General features: G+C 59.5%; 26 protein-coding genes. 22 read left to right on the plus strand and 4 right to left on the minus strand.

Annotation, left to right across the window (positions count from 1 at the left end; genetic code table 11):
* Positions 1-9 precede the first annotated feature (9 nt).
* The 4 genes from AC6HU3_RS07945 to AC6HU3_RS07960 all read right to left on the minus strand — a co-directional run bounded on the left by AC6HU3_RS07945 (position 10) and on the right by AC6HU3_RS07960 (position 3071).
* Positions 10-1278: a hypothetical protein gene (locus AC6HU3_RS07945; RefSeq protein ID WP_497473239.1), complete on the minus strand. Its 1269-nt coding sequence runs from the start codon at positions 1276-1278 to the stop codon at positions 10-12.
* Positions 1278-1883 (minus strand): roadblock/LC7 domain-containing protein, encoded by a 606-nt coding sequence (locus AC6HU3_RS07950; RefSeq protein ID WP_497473240.1) that lies wholly within the window; start codon positions 1881-1883, stop codon positions 1278-1280. The genes AC6HU3_RS07945 and AC6HU3_RS07950 overlap by 1 nt, the downstream gene beginning before the upstream one ends.
* 6 nt (positions 1884-1889) lie before the next feature.
* The gene (locus AC6HU3_RS07955; protein WP_497473241.1) at positions 1890-2477 is read right to left on the minus strand and encodes a hypothetical protein; all 588 of its coding nucleotides are present in this window, start codon (positions 2475-2477) and stop codon (positions 1890-1892) included.
* Between the two features lie 162 nt (positions 2478-2639).
* Positions 2640-3071: a bacteriohemerythrin gene (locus AC6HU3_RS07960; RefSeq protein ID WP_497473242.1), complete on the minus strand. Its 432-nt coding sequence runs from the start codon at positions 3069-3071 to the stop codon at positions 2640-2642.
* A gap of 452 nt (positions 3072-3523) precedes the next feature.
* Here AC6HU3_RS07960 and rpsL point away from each other — a divergent pair, with 452 nt between their 5' ends.
* From rpsL to rplR, 22 genes are read left to right on the plus strand one after another with little or no spacing between them, the layout of a single operon-like run.
* The gene (gene rpsL / locus AC6HU3_RS07965; RefSeq protein WP_497473243.1) at positions 3524-3898 is read left to right on the plus strand and encodes a 30S ribosomal protein S12; all 375 of its coding nucleotides are present in this window, start codon (positions 3524-3526) and stop codon (positions 3896-3898) included.
* 12 nt (positions 3899-3910) lie between these two features.
* The gene (gene rpsG / locus AC6HU3_RS07970) at positions 3911-4378 is read left to right on the plus strand and encodes a 30S ribosomal protein S7 (RefSeq protein WP_497473244.1); all 468 of its coding nucleotides are present in this window, start codon (positions 3911-3913) and stop codon (positions 4376-4378) included.
* A gap of 3 nt (positions 4379-4381) precedes the next feature.
* On the plus strand, positions 4382-6439 hold the full coding sequence (gene fusA / locus AC6HU3_RS07975; RefSeq protein WP_497473245.1) for an elongation factor G: 2058 nt from the start codon (positions 4382-4384) through the stop codon (positions 6437-6439).
* 17 nt (positions 6440-6456) lie between these two features.
* Positions 6457-7653: an elongation factor Tu gene (gene tuf, locus AC6HU3_RS07980; RefSeq protein ID WP_497473246.1), complete on the plus strand. Its 1197-nt coding sequence runs from the start codon at positions 6457-6459 to the stop codon at positions 7651-7653.
* A gap of 2 nt (positions 7654-7655) precedes the next feature.
* Positions 7656-7970: a 30S ribosomal protein S10 gene (rpsJ, locus tag AC6HU3_RS07985; protein ID WP_497473247.1), complete on the plus strand. Its 315-nt coding sequence runs from the start codon at positions 7656-7658 to the stop codon at positions 7968-7970.
* Between the two features lie 11 nt (positions 7971-7981).
* Positions 7982-8668 (plus strand): 50S ribosomal protein L3, encoded by a 687-nt coding sequence (gene rplC, locus AC6HU3_RS07990; protein WP_497473248.1) that lies wholly within the window; start codon positions 7982-7984, stop codon positions 8666-8668.
* The gene (gene rplD / locus AC6HU3_RS07995; RefSeq protein ID WP_497473249.1) at positions 8665-9285 is read left to right on the plus strand and encodes a 50S ribosomal protein L4; all 621 of its coding nucleotides are present in this window, start codon (positions 8665-8667) and stop codon (positions 9283-9285) included. Before rplC ends, rplD begins: the two co-directional genes overlap by 4 nt.
* Positions 9282-9572 carry a 50S ribosomal protein L23 gene (gene rplW, locus AC6HU3_RS08000; protein WP_497473250.1) on the plus strand — a complete coding sequence of 97 codons (291 nt, stop codon included), beginning with the start codon at positions 9282-9284 and terminating at the stop codon, positions 9570-9572. The genes rplD and rplW overlap by 4 nt, the downstream gene beginning before the upstream one ends.
* A complete protein-coding gene (gene rplB, locus AC6HU3_RS08005) occupies positions 9572-10429 on the plus strand; it encodes a 50S ribosomal protein L2 (protein WP_497473251.1) in 858 nt (285 codons plus the stop codon). The genes rplW and rplB overlap by 1 nt, the downstream gene beginning before the upstream one ends.
* Positions 10430-10431: 2 nt before the next feature.
* Positions 10432-10719, plus strand: a complete 288-nt coding sequence (gene rpsS / locus AC6HU3_RS08010; RefSeq protein ID WP_497473252.1) for a 30S ribosomal protein S19 — start codon at positions 10432-10434, stop codon at positions 10717-10719.
* A 10-nt stretch (positions 10720-10729) separates the two neighbouring features.
* Positions 10730-11092 carry a 50S ribosomal protein L22 gene (rplV, locus tag AC6HU3_RS08015; RefSeq protein ID WP_497473253.1) on the plus strand — a complete coding sequence of 121 codons (363 nt, stop codon included), beginning with the start codon at positions 10730-10732 and terminating at the stop codon, positions 11090-11092.
* Positions 11092-11748, plus strand: a complete 657-nt coding sequence (gene rpsC, locus AC6HU3_RS08020; protein ID WP_497473254.1) for a 30S ribosomal protein S3 — start codon at positions 11092-11094, stop codon at positions 11746-11748. Before rplV ends, rpsC begins: the two co-directional genes overlap by 1 nt.
* Positions 11749-11759: 11 nt before the next feature.
* A complete protein-coding gene (gene rplP / locus AC6HU3_RS08025) occupies positions 11760-12182 on the plus strand; it encodes a 50S ribosomal protein L16 (protein WP_497473255.1) in 423 nt (140 codons plus the stop codon).
* Positions 12179-12385: a 50S ribosomal protein L29 gene (gene rpmC, locus AC6HU3_RS08030; RefSeq protein ID WP_497473256.1), complete on the plus strand. Its 207-nt coding sequence runs from the start codon at positions 12179-12181 to the stop codon at positions 12383-12385. Before rplP ends, rpmC begins: the two co-directional genes overlap by 4 nt.
* Positions 12385-12681 (plus strand): 30S ribosomal protein S17, encoded by a 297-nt coding sequence (gene rpsQ, locus AC6HU3_RS08035; RefSeq protein WP_497536304.1) that lies wholly within the window; start codon positions 12385-12387, stop codon positions 12679-12681. The genes rpmC and rpsQ overlap by 1 nt, the downstream gene beginning before the upstream one ends.
* On the plus strand, positions 12678-13046 hold the full coding sequence (gene rplN / locus AC6HU3_RS08040; RefSeq protein ID WP_497473257.1) for a 50S ribosomal protein L14: 369 nt from the start codon (positions 12678-12680) through the stop codon (positions 13044-13046). The genes rpsQ and rplN overlap by 4 nt, the downstream gene beginning before the upstream one ends.
* Entirely contained in the window at positions 13046-13366 is a 321-nt protein-coding gene (gene rplX / locus AC6HU3_RS08045; protein WP_497473258.1) for a 50S ribosomal protein L24, read from the plus strand. The genes rplN and rplX overlap by 1 nt, the downstream gene beginning before the upstream one ends.
* Positions 13359-13955: a 50S ribosomal protein L5 gene (gene rplE, locus AC6HU3_RS08050; RefSeq protein ID WP_497473259.1), complete on the plus strand. Its 597-nt coding sequence runs from the start codon at positions 13359-13361 to the stop codon at positions 13953-13955. Before rplX ends, rplE begins: the two co-directional genes overlap by 8 nt.
* Positions 13956-13958: 3 nt before the next feature.
* A complete protein-coding gene (locus tag AC6HU3_RS08055; protein ID WP_497473260.1) occupies positions 13959-14144 on the plus strand; it encodes a type Z 30S ribosomal protein S14 in 186 nt (61 codons plus the stop codon).
* Between the two features lie 15 nt (positions 14145-14159).
* Positions 14160-14564 carry a 30S ribosomal protein S8 gene (rpsH, locus tag AC6HU3_RS08060; protein WP_497473261.1) on the plus strand — a complete coding sequence of 135 codons (405 nt, stop codon included), beginning with the start codon at positions 14160-14162 and terminating at the stop codon, positions 14562-14564.
* A gap of 11 nt (positions 14565-14575) precedes the next feature.
* Positions 14576-15118, plus strand: coding sequence for a 50S ribosomal protein L6 (rplF, locus tag AC6HU3_RS08065; protein WP_497473262.1), 543 nt, complete (start codon positions 14576-14578; stop codon positions 15116-15118).
* Positions 15115-15492 (plus strand): 50S ribosomal protein L18, encoded by a 378-nt coding sequence (rplR, locus tag AC6HU3_RS08070; protein WP_497473263.1) that lies wholly within the window; start codon positions 15115-15117, stop codon positions 15490-15492. The genes rplF and rplR overlap by 4 nt, the downstream gene beginning before the upstream one ends.
* The last annotated feature ends 1 nt before the right edge of the window (position 15493 follow it).

Raw genomic sequence — 15493 nt, forward strand, 5'->3', positions numbered from 1 at the left:
TCCTGGCGCCTACCTTGAGGCCCCAGTCCGGGTGAACGGATCCCCTCGATGACACATATTCTGAACAGACGAGCGGAACAGCGGCCCCATCCCGCCCAGCATCATACGGTCATAAAATTCCTGCGTGAGATCGGGCGATGTGTGGACCTGGGCCACATACGCCATGTTCATGGCCGCGGCGGTGGCTCCCGGCATGAAGAAGATGGGGAGTTGCTGTCCGTTTTCCCACTGTGAGAAAAAACATCCTTCATATTCTGTCGTGGTTGCAAGGGAAAGACGTTCTCCGGGTTCAAATTCCACAACGCGCCAGTCGCCGAACCCGAGGGCCTTTGCTACCGCGGCCGTGGCGAACACAAAGTGTTCGGGTTCCGGCAGACCGCCTGCCATGGAGCGAATCTTGGGGTCCAGCAGGAGGTTGGAGAACGTGTTAAAAACGCAGACATGTCCGCTTTCTTCCAGAAGTTCGGCCGCTGTGGATGCCATGTCCCGACTGGACTCCAGAATGGCCAGGTAGAAGTCGGCGGAAATGCCGGCATAATACCGGGCAAGGTGGCGGGTGACATACACCCGGAAACCCTGGATGAGTCCCCGTTCGTCGCCTGCAAGTCCATCGGCGATTTCAGTGAGGTTGCGGGTGAAGGTGTCCAGATCAAGCCCGGACGGAGCCGGCAGAGAGGGAGGGGCAGTGGGTTCGTTGATCGTTTCCCACATCCCGGCTCCCAGACAGGGACGAACGTTCAGCGGATGATCCGCAGGGCGGACGAGAAGGAGGAGTTCGGGGTCCCCCAGAACGGGCGTTGCTGTTTCTTCAGCGGTGGATGTTCCGGGAGGATGATCGTGGGCCACGTCCCAGAGGGCCGCCACGTATCCCCGGGCGAAATAATCCACCCCCCGGTCCCGGTGCATCCTTCCCCGGTATTTGCTCACCCATCCCGTGCTGTAGTGGGAGACTCCCTTGAAGGTTGCCTCGTTTCCCTCCCGGGAGGCAAGGACAAGTTTCCCCTGGCCCAGATAGGAAAAGAGATCCAGAAATGCCTGGATTATCGCTTCGGGGTCCTGAAGGTTCAGCGCCTCCCGGGCGCGGGAAAGAAGGCAATAACTGGCTTCGTAGGCGTTTTGAAAAAGGATTCGCCGTCCGGGAATATAGGGGGGGTCTTCCACCGTCTGATCCAGGAAAAGGTTGAAGTGATGACAGTGGAGCACCACAGGCTCACCAAACAGTGTCGCGTAGCCCAGCTCGTGGTTTCGCTCCAGATAGTCTTTCCACGTGATCTGCATCACGCATTCTCCTCGTTGAGAGACTCCTGGAGATTCACACCCAGGATGTTTTCCATATGGCGAAGGACACGGTGAAATTCTTCGTCGGAAAGGTTCCCGTCCATGATGCGCTGCTCGGGAACGCCGGAGCGCAGGGCCACCCGTTTGAGGAGGAAGGCGGGATCCGGGGCGTGATGCTGGATAAACGAAAGAATTTTCGGCATGTCCTTAGGTGTGAGCTCCTGGGTAGGGGGTTTCTGTGGAGGGGAAGAGGGGCTTGCCTGAGCGGTGGTCACTGAGTGCTTTTGAACCGCTTTGACCTTTTGGATGACCTCTGTGCGAAGTTTCTTTAATCCCATCCGGGCCAGCCCCAGGGCCGTGTCTTCCGGATAGGCCACGATCAGGAGGTGATTCCCCAGGGGAAGCATCATGATGAGATATTGATCCGTGGGCAGAATGACTTCTCGAGGAGAGGCATGAAGTTCGTTTTCAAGCGCCCTTTTGAGGGAAAGATAGCCGAGAAATACGACGGAAGCGAAATATTCGGTGTCGCCATACTGGCGTCCCCCGGAAAGAACAACCAGACCTTCTTCGTCCACCAGAATCCAGAGGATGGGTTCCATCATCACCTCCTATGCTGAAGAGACCCGAAGGATTTTCATCTCAAGCCATTGGGGTAGAAACGTTTCGAGGATGATGCTGTCCGGTTCAGGGAAAAGATCAAGGAGGTCCCGCAGGAAAAGGGGGCGGGATCGTTTCCGGGCAAGGGCAACCAGGGCTTCAAGATGGGGGTCCTCCATAAGGCTCACCGGATCCGCCCGGGAGAAGTCCACCGTAAGCCGGCTTTGAAGACCCAACCCCTTTTCTTCGAGCCACTTTTCTATAGATCGCATACGTTTGAAGAGGGATGAGAGCTCGCTGGAGCGAAGAGAAAGGCTTTGACCGGGGAGAGAAATGTGTTTCAGGGTTCCGTTGAGAGGATGAAAGTCCAGGAAAAGGCGCTCCAGGGCTTTGATGCCCACAAGGTCCCAGAGTTGAACGTGGGTCAGCTTTCCTGCGAGACCACCCAGCACCACAAGATCTCCCTGAAAGACCCAGGGCTGTTCTTCCTCCGCCCAGTCAAGAAGTTTTTGTTCCAGTGTGAGCCGGTCACTCAAAAAATGGTTTTCGCGTTCAGCCCTTCCCACAACGTTGGGGAATTGCCTCTTCTCCCGCTCCATTCAATCCCTCCTGCCGGTCCTGTTTGCTCCTTTTTCAGTTCCGGAATGCATACTATAAGGTTCGGAAAGTGTTCGTTCAAGGGCGCGGACCCTGGATGAAATTTCAACACGGTCAACGGAAACCGTACAGATGCCACGTTGCTTTGCTCCCTGCGAAATCCATCAAGATACATCTTCCCGGTGTTGCTGGTGGACACAGACACCGACTTGCTGATCCACGTTCAGCACATGGGAAACAAGCCATTGACCGAGTTCATGGTGAAGGCGCTGTGCAAACGATTTCAGGCTGTCGAGCTCGTCAGGAAGCGTTCGAAACCCCTCATACATTTTCTGGAACCGCTGGACAAACTTCTCGTGGGCGCTCTTGTTGACCGGGGCGATGGGGCAGTGATAACATTCGGCCACCTCCTCTTCGCGGGAGAAATGCCAGGAAGCGTAATGCTGGAGGAACAGAAGGATTTCCTGGATCGTTCGGCGGGACACGGCGTCTGTTTCGAGTGCTGCCTCGAATTCGTTGAACGTCCGGACAAGAACCTTATGGTGGACGTCAATCGCTTTGATCCCGATCTCAAACTCCGGTTTCCATTCGATCATGACGTCATGACCCCCCCGTCTGCTTTATCATCATTGTGAATTACGTACATAAGCATAATGAACCTATTTCCAATTATATGCGGTTTCTCGAAGTATGTCAATTTTCCGAGTGTGTCAATCGGGGCTCTGGAAGATCCTCCTCGCATTCGGACACTCCTGCCCCATGGGGGGCTCCCTCAAGAGAGAAATGGAGAGGGTTGTACCGGCCACAACAGGGTGAAAGTGGTTCGTTCGTGGAGAGAAAGGGGCTGGGTTCGGGGGGTGGACTTGCGACAGGACAGCCGGGCTTGCAGCTTCCCCGAAAATCCTCTATAATACCCACCGAAACTGAGGTTCGGAACGGGGCCGGATCGGGAACAACGCCACTCCCCATGAGGGGGAGAGGGTTTGTTATCAAAGGATTCTTGTGTCCGCTGTGCGGATGGCAAACCATTGAAAGGAGGTCAGGGCGCATGCCGACCATTCAACAGCTTGTGCGGCTTGGCCGCAAGCCGAAAAAACGGAAGTCCAAGTCGCCTGCACTGGAAGGATCTCCCCAGAAGCGGGGGGTGTGCATCCGTGTGTACACCACCACGCCCAAAAAGCCCAATTCGGCGCTCCGGAAGGTGGCCAAGGTCCGTCTGTCCAACGGTCGTGAGGTGATCGCCTATATCCCGGGTGAAGGGCACAACCTCCAGGAACACTCCGTGGTGATGGTCCGCGGAGGCCGTGTGAAGGACCTCCCGGGTGTGAAATATCATATCGTTCGTGGGAAATACGACACCGCAGGTGTGGAAGGCCGGCGTTCCTCCCGTTCCCTTTACGGAACCAAACGGCCGAAACAGTAAGGAGGCCAGGCGATGAGACGGAGACGTGCACCGGTCCGGGACGTTCCCCCCGATCCCGTGTTCAATTCCAAGGTGGTAACCCGTTTTATCAATAACCTGATGTGGGATGGAAAGAAATCCCTTGCTCAGAAGATTTTCTATGGGGCCATGGATCGGATCCGGGAGAAAACGGGTGAGGATCCCATGAAGATCCTGGAGCAGGCCCTTCAGAACGTGAAGCCCGAAATTGAGGTCCGGCCCCGCCGGGTGGGCGGTGCCACCTATCAGGTGCCGGTGGAGGTCCGCCCCCGGCGTCAGCTTTCGCTTGCCATCAAGTGGATCATCCGGGCGGCCCGGAACCGGGGTGAGCGCCGGATGATCGATCGGCTGGCCAACGAAATTATGGATGCCGCCCAGGGGCGGGGCGAAGCGGTGAAAATCCGGGAAAACACCCACCGAATGGCCGAAGCCAACAAGGTGTTTGCCCATTACAGGTGGTGAGGCATGAAGCAGACGATCCGTTCAGATCAGGATCTCGCTCGGGTTCGAAACATGGGCTTTGCCGCCCATATTGACGCGGGCAAAACCACCACCACCGAGCGGGTCCTGTTTCTGACGGGTCGCGTTCATCGCCCCGGGGAGGTGGATGAGGGAACCGCCCTCACCGACTGGATGGTTCAGGAGAAAGAGCGGGGGATCACCATCACCTCGGCGGCCACCTATTGTGTCTGGAAAGATCACGAAATCCACATCATTGACACGCCGGGCCATGTGGACTTCACGGTGGAGGTGGAGCGGAGTCTCCGGGTCCTGGACGGTCTGGTGGTGATTTTCTCGGCAGTGGAAGGGGTGGAACCCCAGTCGGAAACCGTGTGGCGGCAGGCGGATCGTTATCAGGTCCGGCGGATTGCCTTCATCAACAAGATGGATCGGATGGGGGCGGATCATGTGGAAGTCCTCCGGATGATGCGGGAGCGCCTCGGCGTGCGCCCGCTTTTGCTCCAGTGGCCGGTGGGGATCGAGAAGGATTTCCGGGGGGTGGTGGATTTTGTTGAACTCAAACGTTATCTGTGGGACGAGGAAGGGATGGGGGAGCGGTTTTCGGTGGAGAAGGTGGAGGTGGAACCGGAATGGCAGACTGCGTATGAGGAGTTTCTGGCCACGCTGGGCGAGTTTGACGATGAGGTGATGGAGGCCTATGTGGAAGGCCGTCATCCCGATCCTGCCCATCTCAGGAAGGTGATCCGGCGGATCACCCTGGAACAGAAAGCCGTCCCCGTTCTTCTTGGTAGCGCCCTGGCCTTCAAGGGCATCCAGCCCCTTCTGGATGCCATCGTGGATTACCTTCCTTCCCCCCTGGATATGCCGCCGGTGGAAGGGACCGACCCCCGCACCGGGGAGCCTGTGGTTCGCAGACACAGTGTGGACGAACCCTTTTCGGCCGTGGTGTTCAAAATCCAGGTGATGGATGGCCAGCAGAAGCTCTTTTTCGCACGCATTTATTCCGGAAAGATCCGTGTCAATCAGAAAATTCTCAACACGGTGACAGGGAAGTTTGAGCGTCCCAACCGGATCTATCGCATGCACGCCAACCGGAAGGAGCAGCTCCAGGAAGCGTATGCCGGGGATCTTGTGGCGTTTGTGGGGCTCAAGCACACCATCACGGGTCACACCCTGAGCGACCCCGATCGGCCGGTGGTCTATGAAGGCATGATCTTCCCTGAGCCCGTGGTGTCGGTGGCGGTGGAGCCCCGCACCCAGGCGGATCTGCCGAAACTTGAAGAGGCCCTCCGTCTGATGGCTGAGGAAGATCCCACCTTCCGGTTCCGGCAGGATGAAGAGACGGGTCAGTTTATCCTCCAGGGCATGGGAGAGCTGCATCTCGAGATCCTGGCCGACCGTCTGAAGAGGGATTATCGGGTGGATGTCCGGACCGGCCGACCCCAGGTGTCCTTTTTGGAGACCGTGACGAAAACTGCGGAAGCTGCCCGGAGCTTTGCCCGTATGCTGGGTGAGGGGATGGAGCGGGGTGAGGTCCGGGTTCAGGTTACACCCGACGAGCGGGAAAAGCCCCCGGTGGGACTGCCGGACGACCTTCCGGAGGCTTTCCGGGAGGCCCTTCTGGAAGCGGTGGAGGAGGCTTTTTCGGCAGGCCCCCTCATGGGCTATCCGGTGGTGCATGTGCGGGTGGACGTGCTGGAAGTTCAGCTGGAAGGCACCACGCCTCTGGGGACGCGGATTGCGGCCCTTCATGCCCTTCAGGACGCCCTGACGCAGGCATCTCCCCAGCTCCTGGAGCCCATCATGGAAGCCCACATCACGGTACCGGAGGATCATCTGGGCGATGTGATCGGAGATCTCGGCCATCGGGGCGGGGAGGTGCTTCTGATCGAGCCCATGGGGAAGGGCCTTCAGCAGGTAAAAGCCCTGATTCCCCTTCGAAAGACCTTCGGGTATGCGGTGCGTTTGAGGGGATTGACCGCGGGGCGCGGGCAGGTGTGGATGCGGGTTGCCCGGTTTGCCCCGGTGGAGGAAGACATTTTTGAAACACAGGAATTTTAACCACAAGGAGGTCGGAGATGTCCCGTCCAAAATTTGAGCGGAAAAAGCCCCACCTGAACGTCGGAACCATCGGGCACGTGGACCACGGGAAGTCCACCCTGACGTCCGCCATCACCAAATACCTCTCCCTGAAAGGGATGGCGGAGTACCTCCCCTACGATCAGATCGACAAGGCGCCTGAGGAGAAGGCCCGCGGTATCACCATCCAGCTCGCCCACGTGGAATATGAGACCGAAAAGCGCCACTACGCCCACATCGACTGCCCCGGTCACCAGGACTACGTGAAGAACATGATCACCGGTGCAGCCCAGATGGACGGGGCCATCCTGGTGGTGGCCGCCACGGATTCCGTGATGCCTCAGACCCGTGAGCACGTGCTTCTCGCCCGTCAGGTGAACGTGCCCTACATCATCGTGTTCATCAACAAGGTGGACATGGTGGACGATCCCGAGCTCGTGGACCTGGTGGAGATGGAGGTCCGGGATCTTCTGAACCAGTATGAATTCCCCGGTGACGAGGTGCCCGTGATCCGGGGTTCTGCCCTCAAAGCCCTGGAGTGCGAGGATCCGGATTGCGAATGGTTCAAGCCCATTCAGGAACTTCTTGATGCCATGGACACCTATATTCCTGAGCCTCAGCGTGATGTGGACAAGCCTTTCCTTATGGCCATTGAGGACGTATTCAGCATCACCGGACGGGGTACCGTGGTCACCGGCCGTGTGGAACGCGGAATCCTCAAACCGGGTGAGGAGGTGGAGATTGTGGGTCTGCGGGAGCGGCCCATCAAGACGGTGGTTACCTCCATCGAGATGTTCCGGAAGATCCTGGACGAGGCCCTTCCCGGGGACAATGTGGGACTTCTCCTTCGGGGTGTGAAAAAGGAAGAGGTGGAGCGCGGGATGGTGGTGGCCAAGCCCGGGTCCATCACGCCCCACACCAAGTTCAAGGCGCAGGTGTACGTGCTCAAGCCAGATGAGGGTGGGCGGCACACGCCCTTCTTCAACGGATATCGGCCTCAGTTCTATTTCCGGACAACGGACGTGACGGGCACCATCAAGCTCCCTGAGGGGCGTGAAATGGTGATGCCCGGGGACAACGTGGAGCTCGAGGTGGAACTCATCAAGCCGGTGGCCATTGAGGAAGGACTCCGCTTCGCTATCCGTGAGGGTGGGCGCACCGTGGGCGCCGGTGTGGTAACGTCCATCGTTGAGTGATCATGGAAGCCTCCATCCGCATCAAACTCAAATCGTTCGATGCAGGGGTAATCGACCGGTCGGCCCGGAGAATCGTGCTTGCCGCACGCGCCACGGGGGCACGGGTCTCCGGGCCCATCCCCCTGCCGGTGAAGCGCACCATGTTTTCGGTGATCCGCGGACCTCACGTGCACAAGCGCTCGCAGGAGCAGTTTGAGCTTGTGGTCCACAAGCGCCTCATCGAAATCCACAACGCCACGCAGGAAACCATTGACAAGCTCTCCCGTCTGGACCTCCCCGTGGGGGTGGACGTGGAGATCAAGCTGCTTGCGAAATAAGGAGATCAGGGATGATCGGACTCATTGGTCGAAAGCTGGGGATGACCCAGATCCCGACCGAAGACGGCGCGATGACCGCGGTCACGGTCATTGCCGCCGGCCCCTGCACCGTCCTTCAGGGGAAGACGGAAGATAAGGACGGATACTGGGCCCTGAAGCTGGGCTTTGGGGAGGTCAAAGCCCGCAAGCTCAACAGGCCTCTCCTCGGGGAGGTGGCCAAAGTGCTCGGTGAGCGGGAGACCTATCCCGTGGAGGTTATCCGGGAGTTCCGGGTGAGCCCCGAGGAGGTGGAACAGTTTGGGCCCGGCACGGTTCTTACTGTTGCAGATGTTTTCCGGGAAGGGGACATTGTGGATGTGATCGGGCGGTCCAAGGGACGGGGCTTCCAGGGTGTGGTGAAGCGCTGGGATTTCGGAGGAGGCCCCCGCAGCCACGGCGCAAAGCGCTGGCACCGTCGTCCCGGTTCCATCGGACAGTCGGCGGATCCCGGTCGGGTGTGGAAAGGGAAGAAGATGCCCGGACATATGGGGGCCCGTCGGGTGACCGTGAAGCATCTGAAGGTCCTGAAGGTGTATCCGGACCGGCATCTCCTTCTGGTGAAAGGCGCGGTGCCCGGACCTTACGGGGGAATTGTGCTCGTGCGGAAAGCCCATGTTCGGGAGGGTGTGGACCTTGCGAAACTGGAGGCCAGGAAATGAAAGCACCTCTCTTTTCTGCGAAGGGTGAGCGGATCGGTGAGATTGACCTTCCCGACGGGATCTTTGGTCTGGTGCCCAAGCGCCATGTGCTGTGGGAAGCGGTGAAGATGTATCTTGCCAACCGCCGGGTGGGCACCCACCATGCCAAAACCCGCGGTGAGGTGAAAGGGTCCCGGAGCAAAATCTGGCCCCAGAAGCACACCGGTCGCGCCCGTCACGGTGATCGGTATGCCCCCATCTTTGTGGGGGGCGGCAAGGCCCACGGTCCGCGTCCCCGGGATTATTCCTATGAAATTCCCAAAAAGGTGCGCCGCCTTGCCCTGAAGCACGCCCTGTCGGATCGCGCCCGGGAGGAGCGGGTCTTCGTGGTGGAGACCTTTGAATTTCCCCGTCCGAAAACGAAAGATATGGTGAGCCTTCTTTCCGCGATGGGTGTGGACGGTGAACGGGTGATCGTCGTTCACGAAGGCCTCCCGAATGTGGTTCTTTCCGGACGGAATCTCCCCCGCGTGGAGGTGCGTCGTGCTCAGGATCTCAACGCATATGACGTGCTCTGGAGCGAACGGGTGGTGATGAGCCAGAAGGCTCTGGAACTTCTCAAGGAGCGGCTGTCATGAAGGATCCCAGGGACATCATCATCCGTCCGGTGCTGACGGAAAAGGCCATGCGTCTGATGCGGGATCACAACCAGTATACCTTTGAGGTGCATCCCACGGCCACCAAGCCTGAGATCCGGTATGCGGTGGAGCGCCTGTTCAACGTGAAGGTGAAAAAGGTGCGCACCATTCGGGTGAAAGGCAAGCCCCGTCGTCTCGGATTTGGACTGTTCGGTCGGACCCGTCAGTGGAAGAAGGCCATTGTGACCCTGGAAGAGGGTCAGAGCATTCCCATTGGAGGTGTGTGATGGCGATCAAGCGATACAAGCCCTACACCCCTTCCCGGCGATACATGACGGTGGTGGACTATTCGGTTTTGACCAAGAAAGAACCTGAAAAATCCCTTATCGAGCCCAAGAAGTCCACGGCCGGCCGGAACCATCACGGCCGGATCACCGTCCGTCACCGGGGAGGTGGGCACAAGAAGTTTTACCGGATTGTGGACTTCCGGCGGGACAAAATCGGTGTGCCGGCGAAGGTGGTTAGCCTGGAATACGATCCCAACCGGACGGCGTTCATTGCCCTTTTGCAGTATGCGGACGGTGAGAAACGGTATATTCTGGCGCCCAAGGATCTGAAGGTGGGCGACACCGTGATGTCCTATCCGGAGGACGCCCGGGATCCGGAGATTAAGCCGGGCAACGCCATGCCCCTTGCCCTCATCCCGGAGGGGATCCCCATCCACAACATCGAACTGGTCCCCGGCAAGGGGGGTCAGCTCGTGCGTTCGGCGGGGACCCTGGCCACCATCATGGCGAAAGAGGGCAACTATGCCTTTGTCCAGCTCCCCTCCGGAGAGGTGCGCCTGATCCATCTCCGGTGCCGGGCCACCATCGGTCAGGTGTCCAACGAAGACCATCAGAACGTGGTGATCGGGAAGGCCGGACGGATGCGCTGGATGGGCATCCGGCCCACCGTCCGGGGTGTGGCCATGAACCCCGTGGACCATCCCCATGGTGGGGGTGAAGGGCGCCAGAAGGGATACAAAGCTCCTGTGTCCCCCTGGGGTCTTCACTCCAAGGGGAAGAAGACCCGGAACAAACGCAAACCTTCCAGCCGGTTTATTGTGAAGCGCCGGCTTTCGGCCCGTGAAGCGAGGAGGTAAACATGGGGCGCTCCCTTAAAAAGGGTCCGTATGTCGACCCGAAACTTTTGAAGCGCATCCGGGAAATGAACGAAAAGGGGGAAAAGCGGGTGATCCGCACCTATTCCCGGCGTTCCACCATTGTGCCGGAGATGGTGGGCCACACCATCGCGGTGCACAACGGACGCCGGTTCATTCCCGTGTACATCACCGCGCAGATGGTTGGCCACAAGCTCGGCGAGTTTGCTCCCACCCGCACCTTCCACGGACACAAGGGCTCCCAGAAAGCGGCCAAGGTGAAAGTGCGCTGAGGAGGCGATCATGACCGGACGCGCGTATATCCGAAACCTGAAGGCATCGCCGAAAAAGCTCAAACCTGTGCTGGATCTCATCCGGGGCAAAAGCGTGACGGAGGCCGAGGCCATTCTGAAATTCAACCGAAAGCGAAAATTCGGGCCGATGCTTCTGCGGATTCTGCAGTCTGCGGTGGCGTCCTATGAGGACAAAGCCCGGAAGGCCGGAGAACTTGTGGTGGACCACGACGACCTGGTGATCCGCACCGCGAAAGTGGACAAGGGCATCACCCTGAAGCGGATTCGCCCGGCCTGGCGGGGACGGGCGGTGCTCATCCGCAAACGCCGGTCCCACGTCCTCATCGAGGTGGAACCGAAGGAGGAAGCCTGATGGGTCAGAAAGTTCATCCCATTGGATTTCGTCTGGGCTTTATCAAGGACTGGAACGCCCACTGGTATGCCCAGGGGAAGCAGTATGCCCGGAAGGTCGGGGAGGATCTGGCCATCCGGAAACTCGTGGAGAAGGAATTCAAGCGGGCGGGGGTTTCCCGGGTGGTGATTGACCGGGCGGGCAACAAGGTGAGCGTGAACCTGTATGTGGCACGTCCCAGCATTGTGATCGGACGCAAGGGTGCCACCGTGGAGGCCTTTCGGAAAAAGCTTGCGGAGATCCTTCCGGGGCAGGAAGTGCGGGTGAACGTTCGGGAAGTGCGGGTGCCGGAGGTGGATGCCCAGCTCGTGGCCCAGAACATCGCGGAGCGGATTGAGCAGCGTGTGTCCCACCGGCGGGCGATGAAGCGGGCGGTGGAAATGGCCATGCGGATGGGCGTGGAGGGAATCCGTGTCCAGTGCAAGGGCCGTCTAGGGGGCGCCGAGATTGCCCGGAAAGAGGGCTACATCCGCGGCCGGGTGCCCCTTCAGACCATGCGGGTGGACATCGATTATGGCTTTGCGGTGGCTCTGACAAAATACGGGACCATCGGTGTGAAGGTGTGGATCAACAAAGGTGAGGTGCTGGAACGCCCCACCTTTGGTGAGGAATCCTGAGGAGTGGCACCATGCTTTTGATGCCGAAACGCACGAAATATCGGAAACAGCAGCGGGGCCGGATGCGGGGCAAGGCCAAACGGGGCTTCAAACTGGTGTATGGGGAATACGGTTTGAAGTCCCTGGAGGCGGCCTGGATCACCGCCCGGCAGATTGAGGCGGCCCGTGTGACCATCCAGCGGACGGTGAAAAAGGGCGGCAAGCTCTGGATCCGCATTTTCCCGGACAAACCTGTGACCAAGCGACCGCCGGAAACCCGGATGGGGAAAGGGAAAGGGAACGTGGAATATTACGTGGCGGTGGTGAAGCCCGGCCGGATTCTGTTTGAGCTCGCCGGTGTGCCGGAGCACGTGGCCCGGGAGGCTTTCCGGAAGGCCTCCCACAAACTCCCGGTGGCCACCCGGTTTGTGTCGTCGAAGGAGGGTGGAGTATGAAGATCCATGAACTTCGGGAACTGTCGGATGACGAACTCCGGGCCCGTCTGGATGAGCTGAAGGAAGAGCTCTTCCAGCTCCGGTTTCAGAAGGCGACGCAGGCGGGGGCGGTGGACAAACCTCACCGCTTTCGTGCAATCCGGCGGGAGATCGCCCGGATCAAGACCGTCCTGAACGAACGTGCCCGTGAAAGGAGTTCATGATGGAGAAGAAACGGGGACAGCGAAAGGTTCGAATCGGCGTGGTGGTTTCGGACAAGATGGACAAGACCCGCGTGGTGCTGGTGGAACGGATTGTCCAGCACCCGCAGTATAAGAAATACATCCGGAAGCGGAAGAAGTTCTATGCTCACGACGAGAACAACGAGACCCGCGTGGGGGATGTGGTGAAGATCATGGAAACCCGTCCCCTCTCCAAGCTCAAGCGCTGGCGGATTGTGGAAATTCTGCGCCGGGCACCTCAGCTTGAGGAAGATCTGAGAGAGGAGGCCACGTCATGATCCAGGAAACCACCTGGGTCAAGGTTGCGGACAACAGCGGTGCCAAAGAGGCGCGGGTGATCAAGGTGCTCGGGGGGAGCCGTCGGAAATACGCCTCCCTCGGAGATGTGGTGGTGGTGACGGTGAAGGATGCCATCCCCAACTCTCCCGTGAAGAAGGGGACGGTGTCCCGGGCAGTGGTGGTCCGGGTGGCGAAAGAGGTCCGTCGGGCTGACGGCACCTATGTCCGGTTTGAGGACAACGCGGTGGTCCTGCTGGACGACCGGGGCGAGCCCCGCGGCACCCGCGTGTTCGGTCCTGTGGCCCGTGAGCTTCGCGAGCGCGGATTCATGCGGATTATTTCCCTTGCGCCGGAGGTGGTGTGATGGCGGCGAAAATCAAACGAGGCGACACGGTTCTGGTGCTCACCGGAAAGGATAGGGGGACCATCAGCACGGTGAAACGGGTGTTCCCCCGGAAAGGTCGGGCCATTGTGGAGAACGTGAACGTGGTGAAGAAGCACCAGCGGGCCCGCCGGGAGGGGGAGGTGAGCGGGATTGTGGAAATCGAGGCCCCCATTCATCTCTCCAACCTGATGCTCGTGTGCCCCCGCTGCCACGAACCCACCCGTGTGGGTTTCCGTTTCCGGGACGACGGCCGGAAGGTCCGGTACTGCAAGCGGTGCAAGGAGGACATCGATGAGTAAGGCAGAAGCGGTGAAGGCCCTGTTTCGGGAGATTCCTTATGAAGGGAGCGGACGGCTGCTCCGGTATTACCGCGAGGTGATTGTCCCGGAATTCATGAAAACCTATGGCTATTCCACGCCGATGGCGGTGCCCCGGATTGAGAAAATCGTGGTGAACGTGGGTCTGGGGGAAGCGGTGGAAGATCCCCGGCGTCTGGATATCGCCGCCCAGGACCTGGCCCTCATCACCGGCCAGAAGCCCCAGATCCGCCGGGCCCGGAAGTCGGTGGCCGGGTTCCATCTCCGGAAAGGCATGCCCATCGGCCTCCGGGTGACCCTCCGGAAATACCGGATGTACGACTTTCTGGACAGGCTTATCAACGTGGCCCTTCCCCGGGTGCGGGACTTCCGGGGCGTGTCCCGGAACTCCTTTGACGGTCGGGGGAACTACAACATGGGCCTTGCCGAACACACGGTGTTTCCGGAGATTGATCCGGACAAGGTGCAGTTCGTGTTCGGGATGGACATCGCCATCGTGACCACGGCCGAGACGGATCAGGAAGCCATGCGTTTGCTGGAAGCCTTTGGCTTCCCCTTTGAACGGGAGTAAACCATGCCGAGAAAAGCGCAGATCGAGAAGGCCAAACGCCCGCCGAAATTCAAGGTCCGCAAGCGGAATCGCTGCCAGCGCTGTGGCCGTCCCCGGGGGTATATCCGGCGGTTCGGACTGTGCCGGATCTGCTTCCGGGAACTGGCCCTTGCGGGCGAGCTTCCGGGGGTGAAAAAGGCCTCCTGGTAACAGGAGTGGAGAACGATGATGATGGATCCGATTGCCGATATGCTCACCCGCATCCGGAATGCCCTCCGAGCCCGGAAAGAAGAGGTGGAGATCACCCCCATCTCCAGAATGAAGGTGGGGATTCTCCAGATCATGAAGCGTGAAGGGTTTATTGAGGATTTCCAGGTGGTGGAAGGGCCCCGTGGCGGGAAAATCGTGGTGAAACTGAAATACCTTGCCGGGAGACCTCCCCGTCCCGTGATCACGGACCTCCAGCGGGTGTCCAAACCCAGCCGCCGGGTGTATGTGGGGGCCGATGAAGTTCCCTGGGTGAGAAATGGTCTGGGAATTGCCATCCTCTCCACATCCCGGGGGCTCCTGACGGATCGGGAGGCCCGCCGCCTGCGGGTGGGGGGAGAGGTGCTCCTGTACGTCTTCTGAGGAGGAACATCATGTCGCGAGTTGGACGACAGCCCATTCCGATTCCGAAAGGGGTGACGGTGACCCTCAAGGACGGGGTGATCACCGTGAAGGGCCCCAGGGGGGAACTTTCTTTCCGGATCCATCCGGAGATGAAGGTGATTGTGGAGGAGGACCAGATCCGGGTGGAACGTCCCAGTGACCGGAAGGTTCACCGGGCCCTCCACGGCACCACCCGTCAGATCATCGCCAACATGGTTCATGGCGTGACCCAGGGCTACGAAAAGGTGCTCAAAGTGGTGGGCAAGGGATACCGCGTGCAGCAGCGTGGAAAGGACATCGTCTTCAACGTGGGATTTGCCCATGAGGTGGTGTTCACGCCGCCGCCGGACGTTCAGGTGACCGTGGAAGGACAGGACACCGTGCGGGTTTCCGGGATCGACAAGCAGCGCGTGGGACAGGTGGCCGCCAACATCCGATCCATCCGACCCCCCGATCCCTACAAGGGCAAGGGAATCCGGTATGAGGGCGAGGTCCTCATTCTGAAACCGGGTAAAGCAGGAGCCAAGGCATGAAGCGGGAAGATAAGGTTTTTCGCAGAAAACGGCGCCATCTCCGGGTTCGCAAGAAGGTGGTGGGCACGCCGGAGCGTCCCCGGCTGGTTGTGTACAAGTCCCTCAAACACATCTATGCTCAGATTGTGGTGGATCCCCCGGTAGGGCCCTCCCGGGTGATCACCGGTGCGTCCACCCTTTCGCCCGAGATCCGTGAGGAGGTGAAGGGGCTTTCCGGCAAGATCGAGAAAGCCAGGCTCGTCGGGAAACTCATCGCCCAGCGCGCGCAGGAGAAAGGGATCAAAAAGGTGGTGTTTGATCGGGCAGGCTACAAATATCACGGTCGGGTGAAGGCCCTGGCCGAGGGCGCCCGCGAAGCCGGACTGGAGTTCTAAG

It is taken from the genome of Caldifarcimen microaerophilum (assembly GCF_055387105.1).

Bases quoted from the DNA above. Each gene is read 5' to 3' on its own strand.
- AC6HU3_RS07945 (WP_497473239.1), bottom strand. From the start codon at position 1,278: ATGCAGATCACGTGGAAAGACTATCTGGAGCGAAACCACGAGCTGGGC.
- AC6HU3_RS07950 (WP_497473240.1), bottom strand. From the start codon at position 1,883: ATGATGGAACCCATCCTCTGGATTCTGGTGGACGAAGAAGGTCTGGTT.
- AC6HU3_RS07955 (WP_497473241.1), bottom strand. From the start codon at position 2,477: ATGGAGCGGGAGAAGAGGCAATTCCCCAACGTTGTGGGAAGGGCTGAA.
- AC6HU3_RS07960 (WP_497473242.1), bottom strand. From the start codon at position 3,071: ATGATCGAATGGAAACCGGAGTTTGAGATCGGGATCAAAGCGATTGAC.
- rpsL (WP_497473243.1), top strand. From the start codon at position 3,524: ATGCCGACCATTCAACAGCTTGTGCGGCTTGGCCGCAAGCCGAAAAAA.
- rpsG (WP_497473244.1), top strand. From the start codon at position 3,911: ATGAGACGGAGACGTGCACCGGTCCGGGACGTTCCCCCCGATCCCGTG.
- fusA (WP_497473245.1), top strand. From the start codon at position 4,382: ATGAAGCAGACGATCCGTTCAGATCAGGATCTCGCTCGGGTTCGAAAC.
- tuf (WP_497473246.1), top strand. From the start codon at position 6,457: ATGTCCCGTCCAAAATTTGAGCGGAAAAAGCCCCACCTGAACGTCGGA.
- rpsJ (WP_497473247.1), top strand. From the start codon at position 7,656: ATGGAAGCCTCCATCCGCATCAAACTCAAATCGTTCGATGCAGGGGTA.
- rplC (WP_497473248.1), top strand. From the start codon at position 7,982: ATGATCGGACTCATTGGTCGAAAGCTGGGGATGACCCAGATCCCGACC.
- rplD (WP_497473249.1), top strand. From the start codon at position 8,665: ATGAAAGCACCTCTCTTTTCTGCGAAGGGTGAGCGGATCGGTGAGATT.
- rplW (WP_497473250.1), top strand. From the start codon at position 9,282: ATGAAGGATCCCAGGGACATCATCATCCGTCCGGTGCTGACGGAAAAG.
- rplB (WP_497473251.1), top strand. From the start codon at position 9,572: ATGGCGATCAAGCGATACAAGCCCTACACCCCTTCCCGGCGATACATG.
- rpsS (WP_497473252.1), top strand. From the start codon at position 10,432: ATGGGGCGCTCCCTTAAAAAGGGTCCGTATGTCGACCCGAAACTTTTG.
- rplV (WP_497473253.1), top strand. From the start codon at position 10,730: ATGACCGGACGCGCGTATATCCGAAACCTGAAGGCATCGCCGAAAAAG.
- rpsC (WP_497473254.1), top strand. From the start codon at position 11,092: ATGGGTCAGAAAGTTCATCCCATTGGATTTCGTCTGGGCTTTATCAAG.
- rplP (WP_497473255.1), top strand. From the start codon at position 11,760: ATGCTTTTGATGCCGAAACGCACGAAATATCGGAAACAGCAGCGGGGC.
- rpmC (WP_497473256.1), top strand. From the start codon at position 12,179: ATGAAGATCCATGAACTTCGGGAACTGTCGGATGACGAACTCCGGGCC.
- rpsQ (WP_497536304.1), top strand. From the start codon at position 12,385: ATGGAGAAGAAACGGGGACAGCGAAAGGTTCGAATCGGCGTGGTGGTT.
- rplN (WP_497473257.1), top strand. From the start codon at position 12,678: ATGATCCAGGAAACCACCTGGGTCAAGGTTGCGGACAACAGCGGTGCC.
- rplX (WP_497473258.1), top strand. From the start codon at position 13,046: ATGGCGGCGAAAATCAAACGAGGCGACACGGTTCTGGTGCTCACCGGA.
- rplE (WP_497473259.1), top strand. From the start codon at position 13,359: ATGAGTAAGGCAGAAGCGGTGAAGGCCCTGTTTCGGGAGATTCCTTAT.
- AC6HU3_RS08055 (WP_497473260.1), top strand. From the start codon at position 13,959: ATGCCGAGAAAAGCGCAGATCGAGAAGGCCAAACGCCCGCCGAAATTC.
- rpsH (WP_497473261.1), top strand. From the start codon at position 14,160: ATGATGATGGATCCGATTGCCGATATGCTCACCCGCATCCGGAATGCC.
- rplF (WP_497473262.1), top strand. From the start codon at position 14,576: ATGTCGCGAGTTGGACGACAGCCCATTCCGATTCCGAAAGGGGTGACG.
- rplR (WP_497473263.1), top strand. From the start codon at position 15,115: ATGAAGCGGGAAGATAAGGTTTTTCGCAGAAAACGGCGCCATCTCCGG.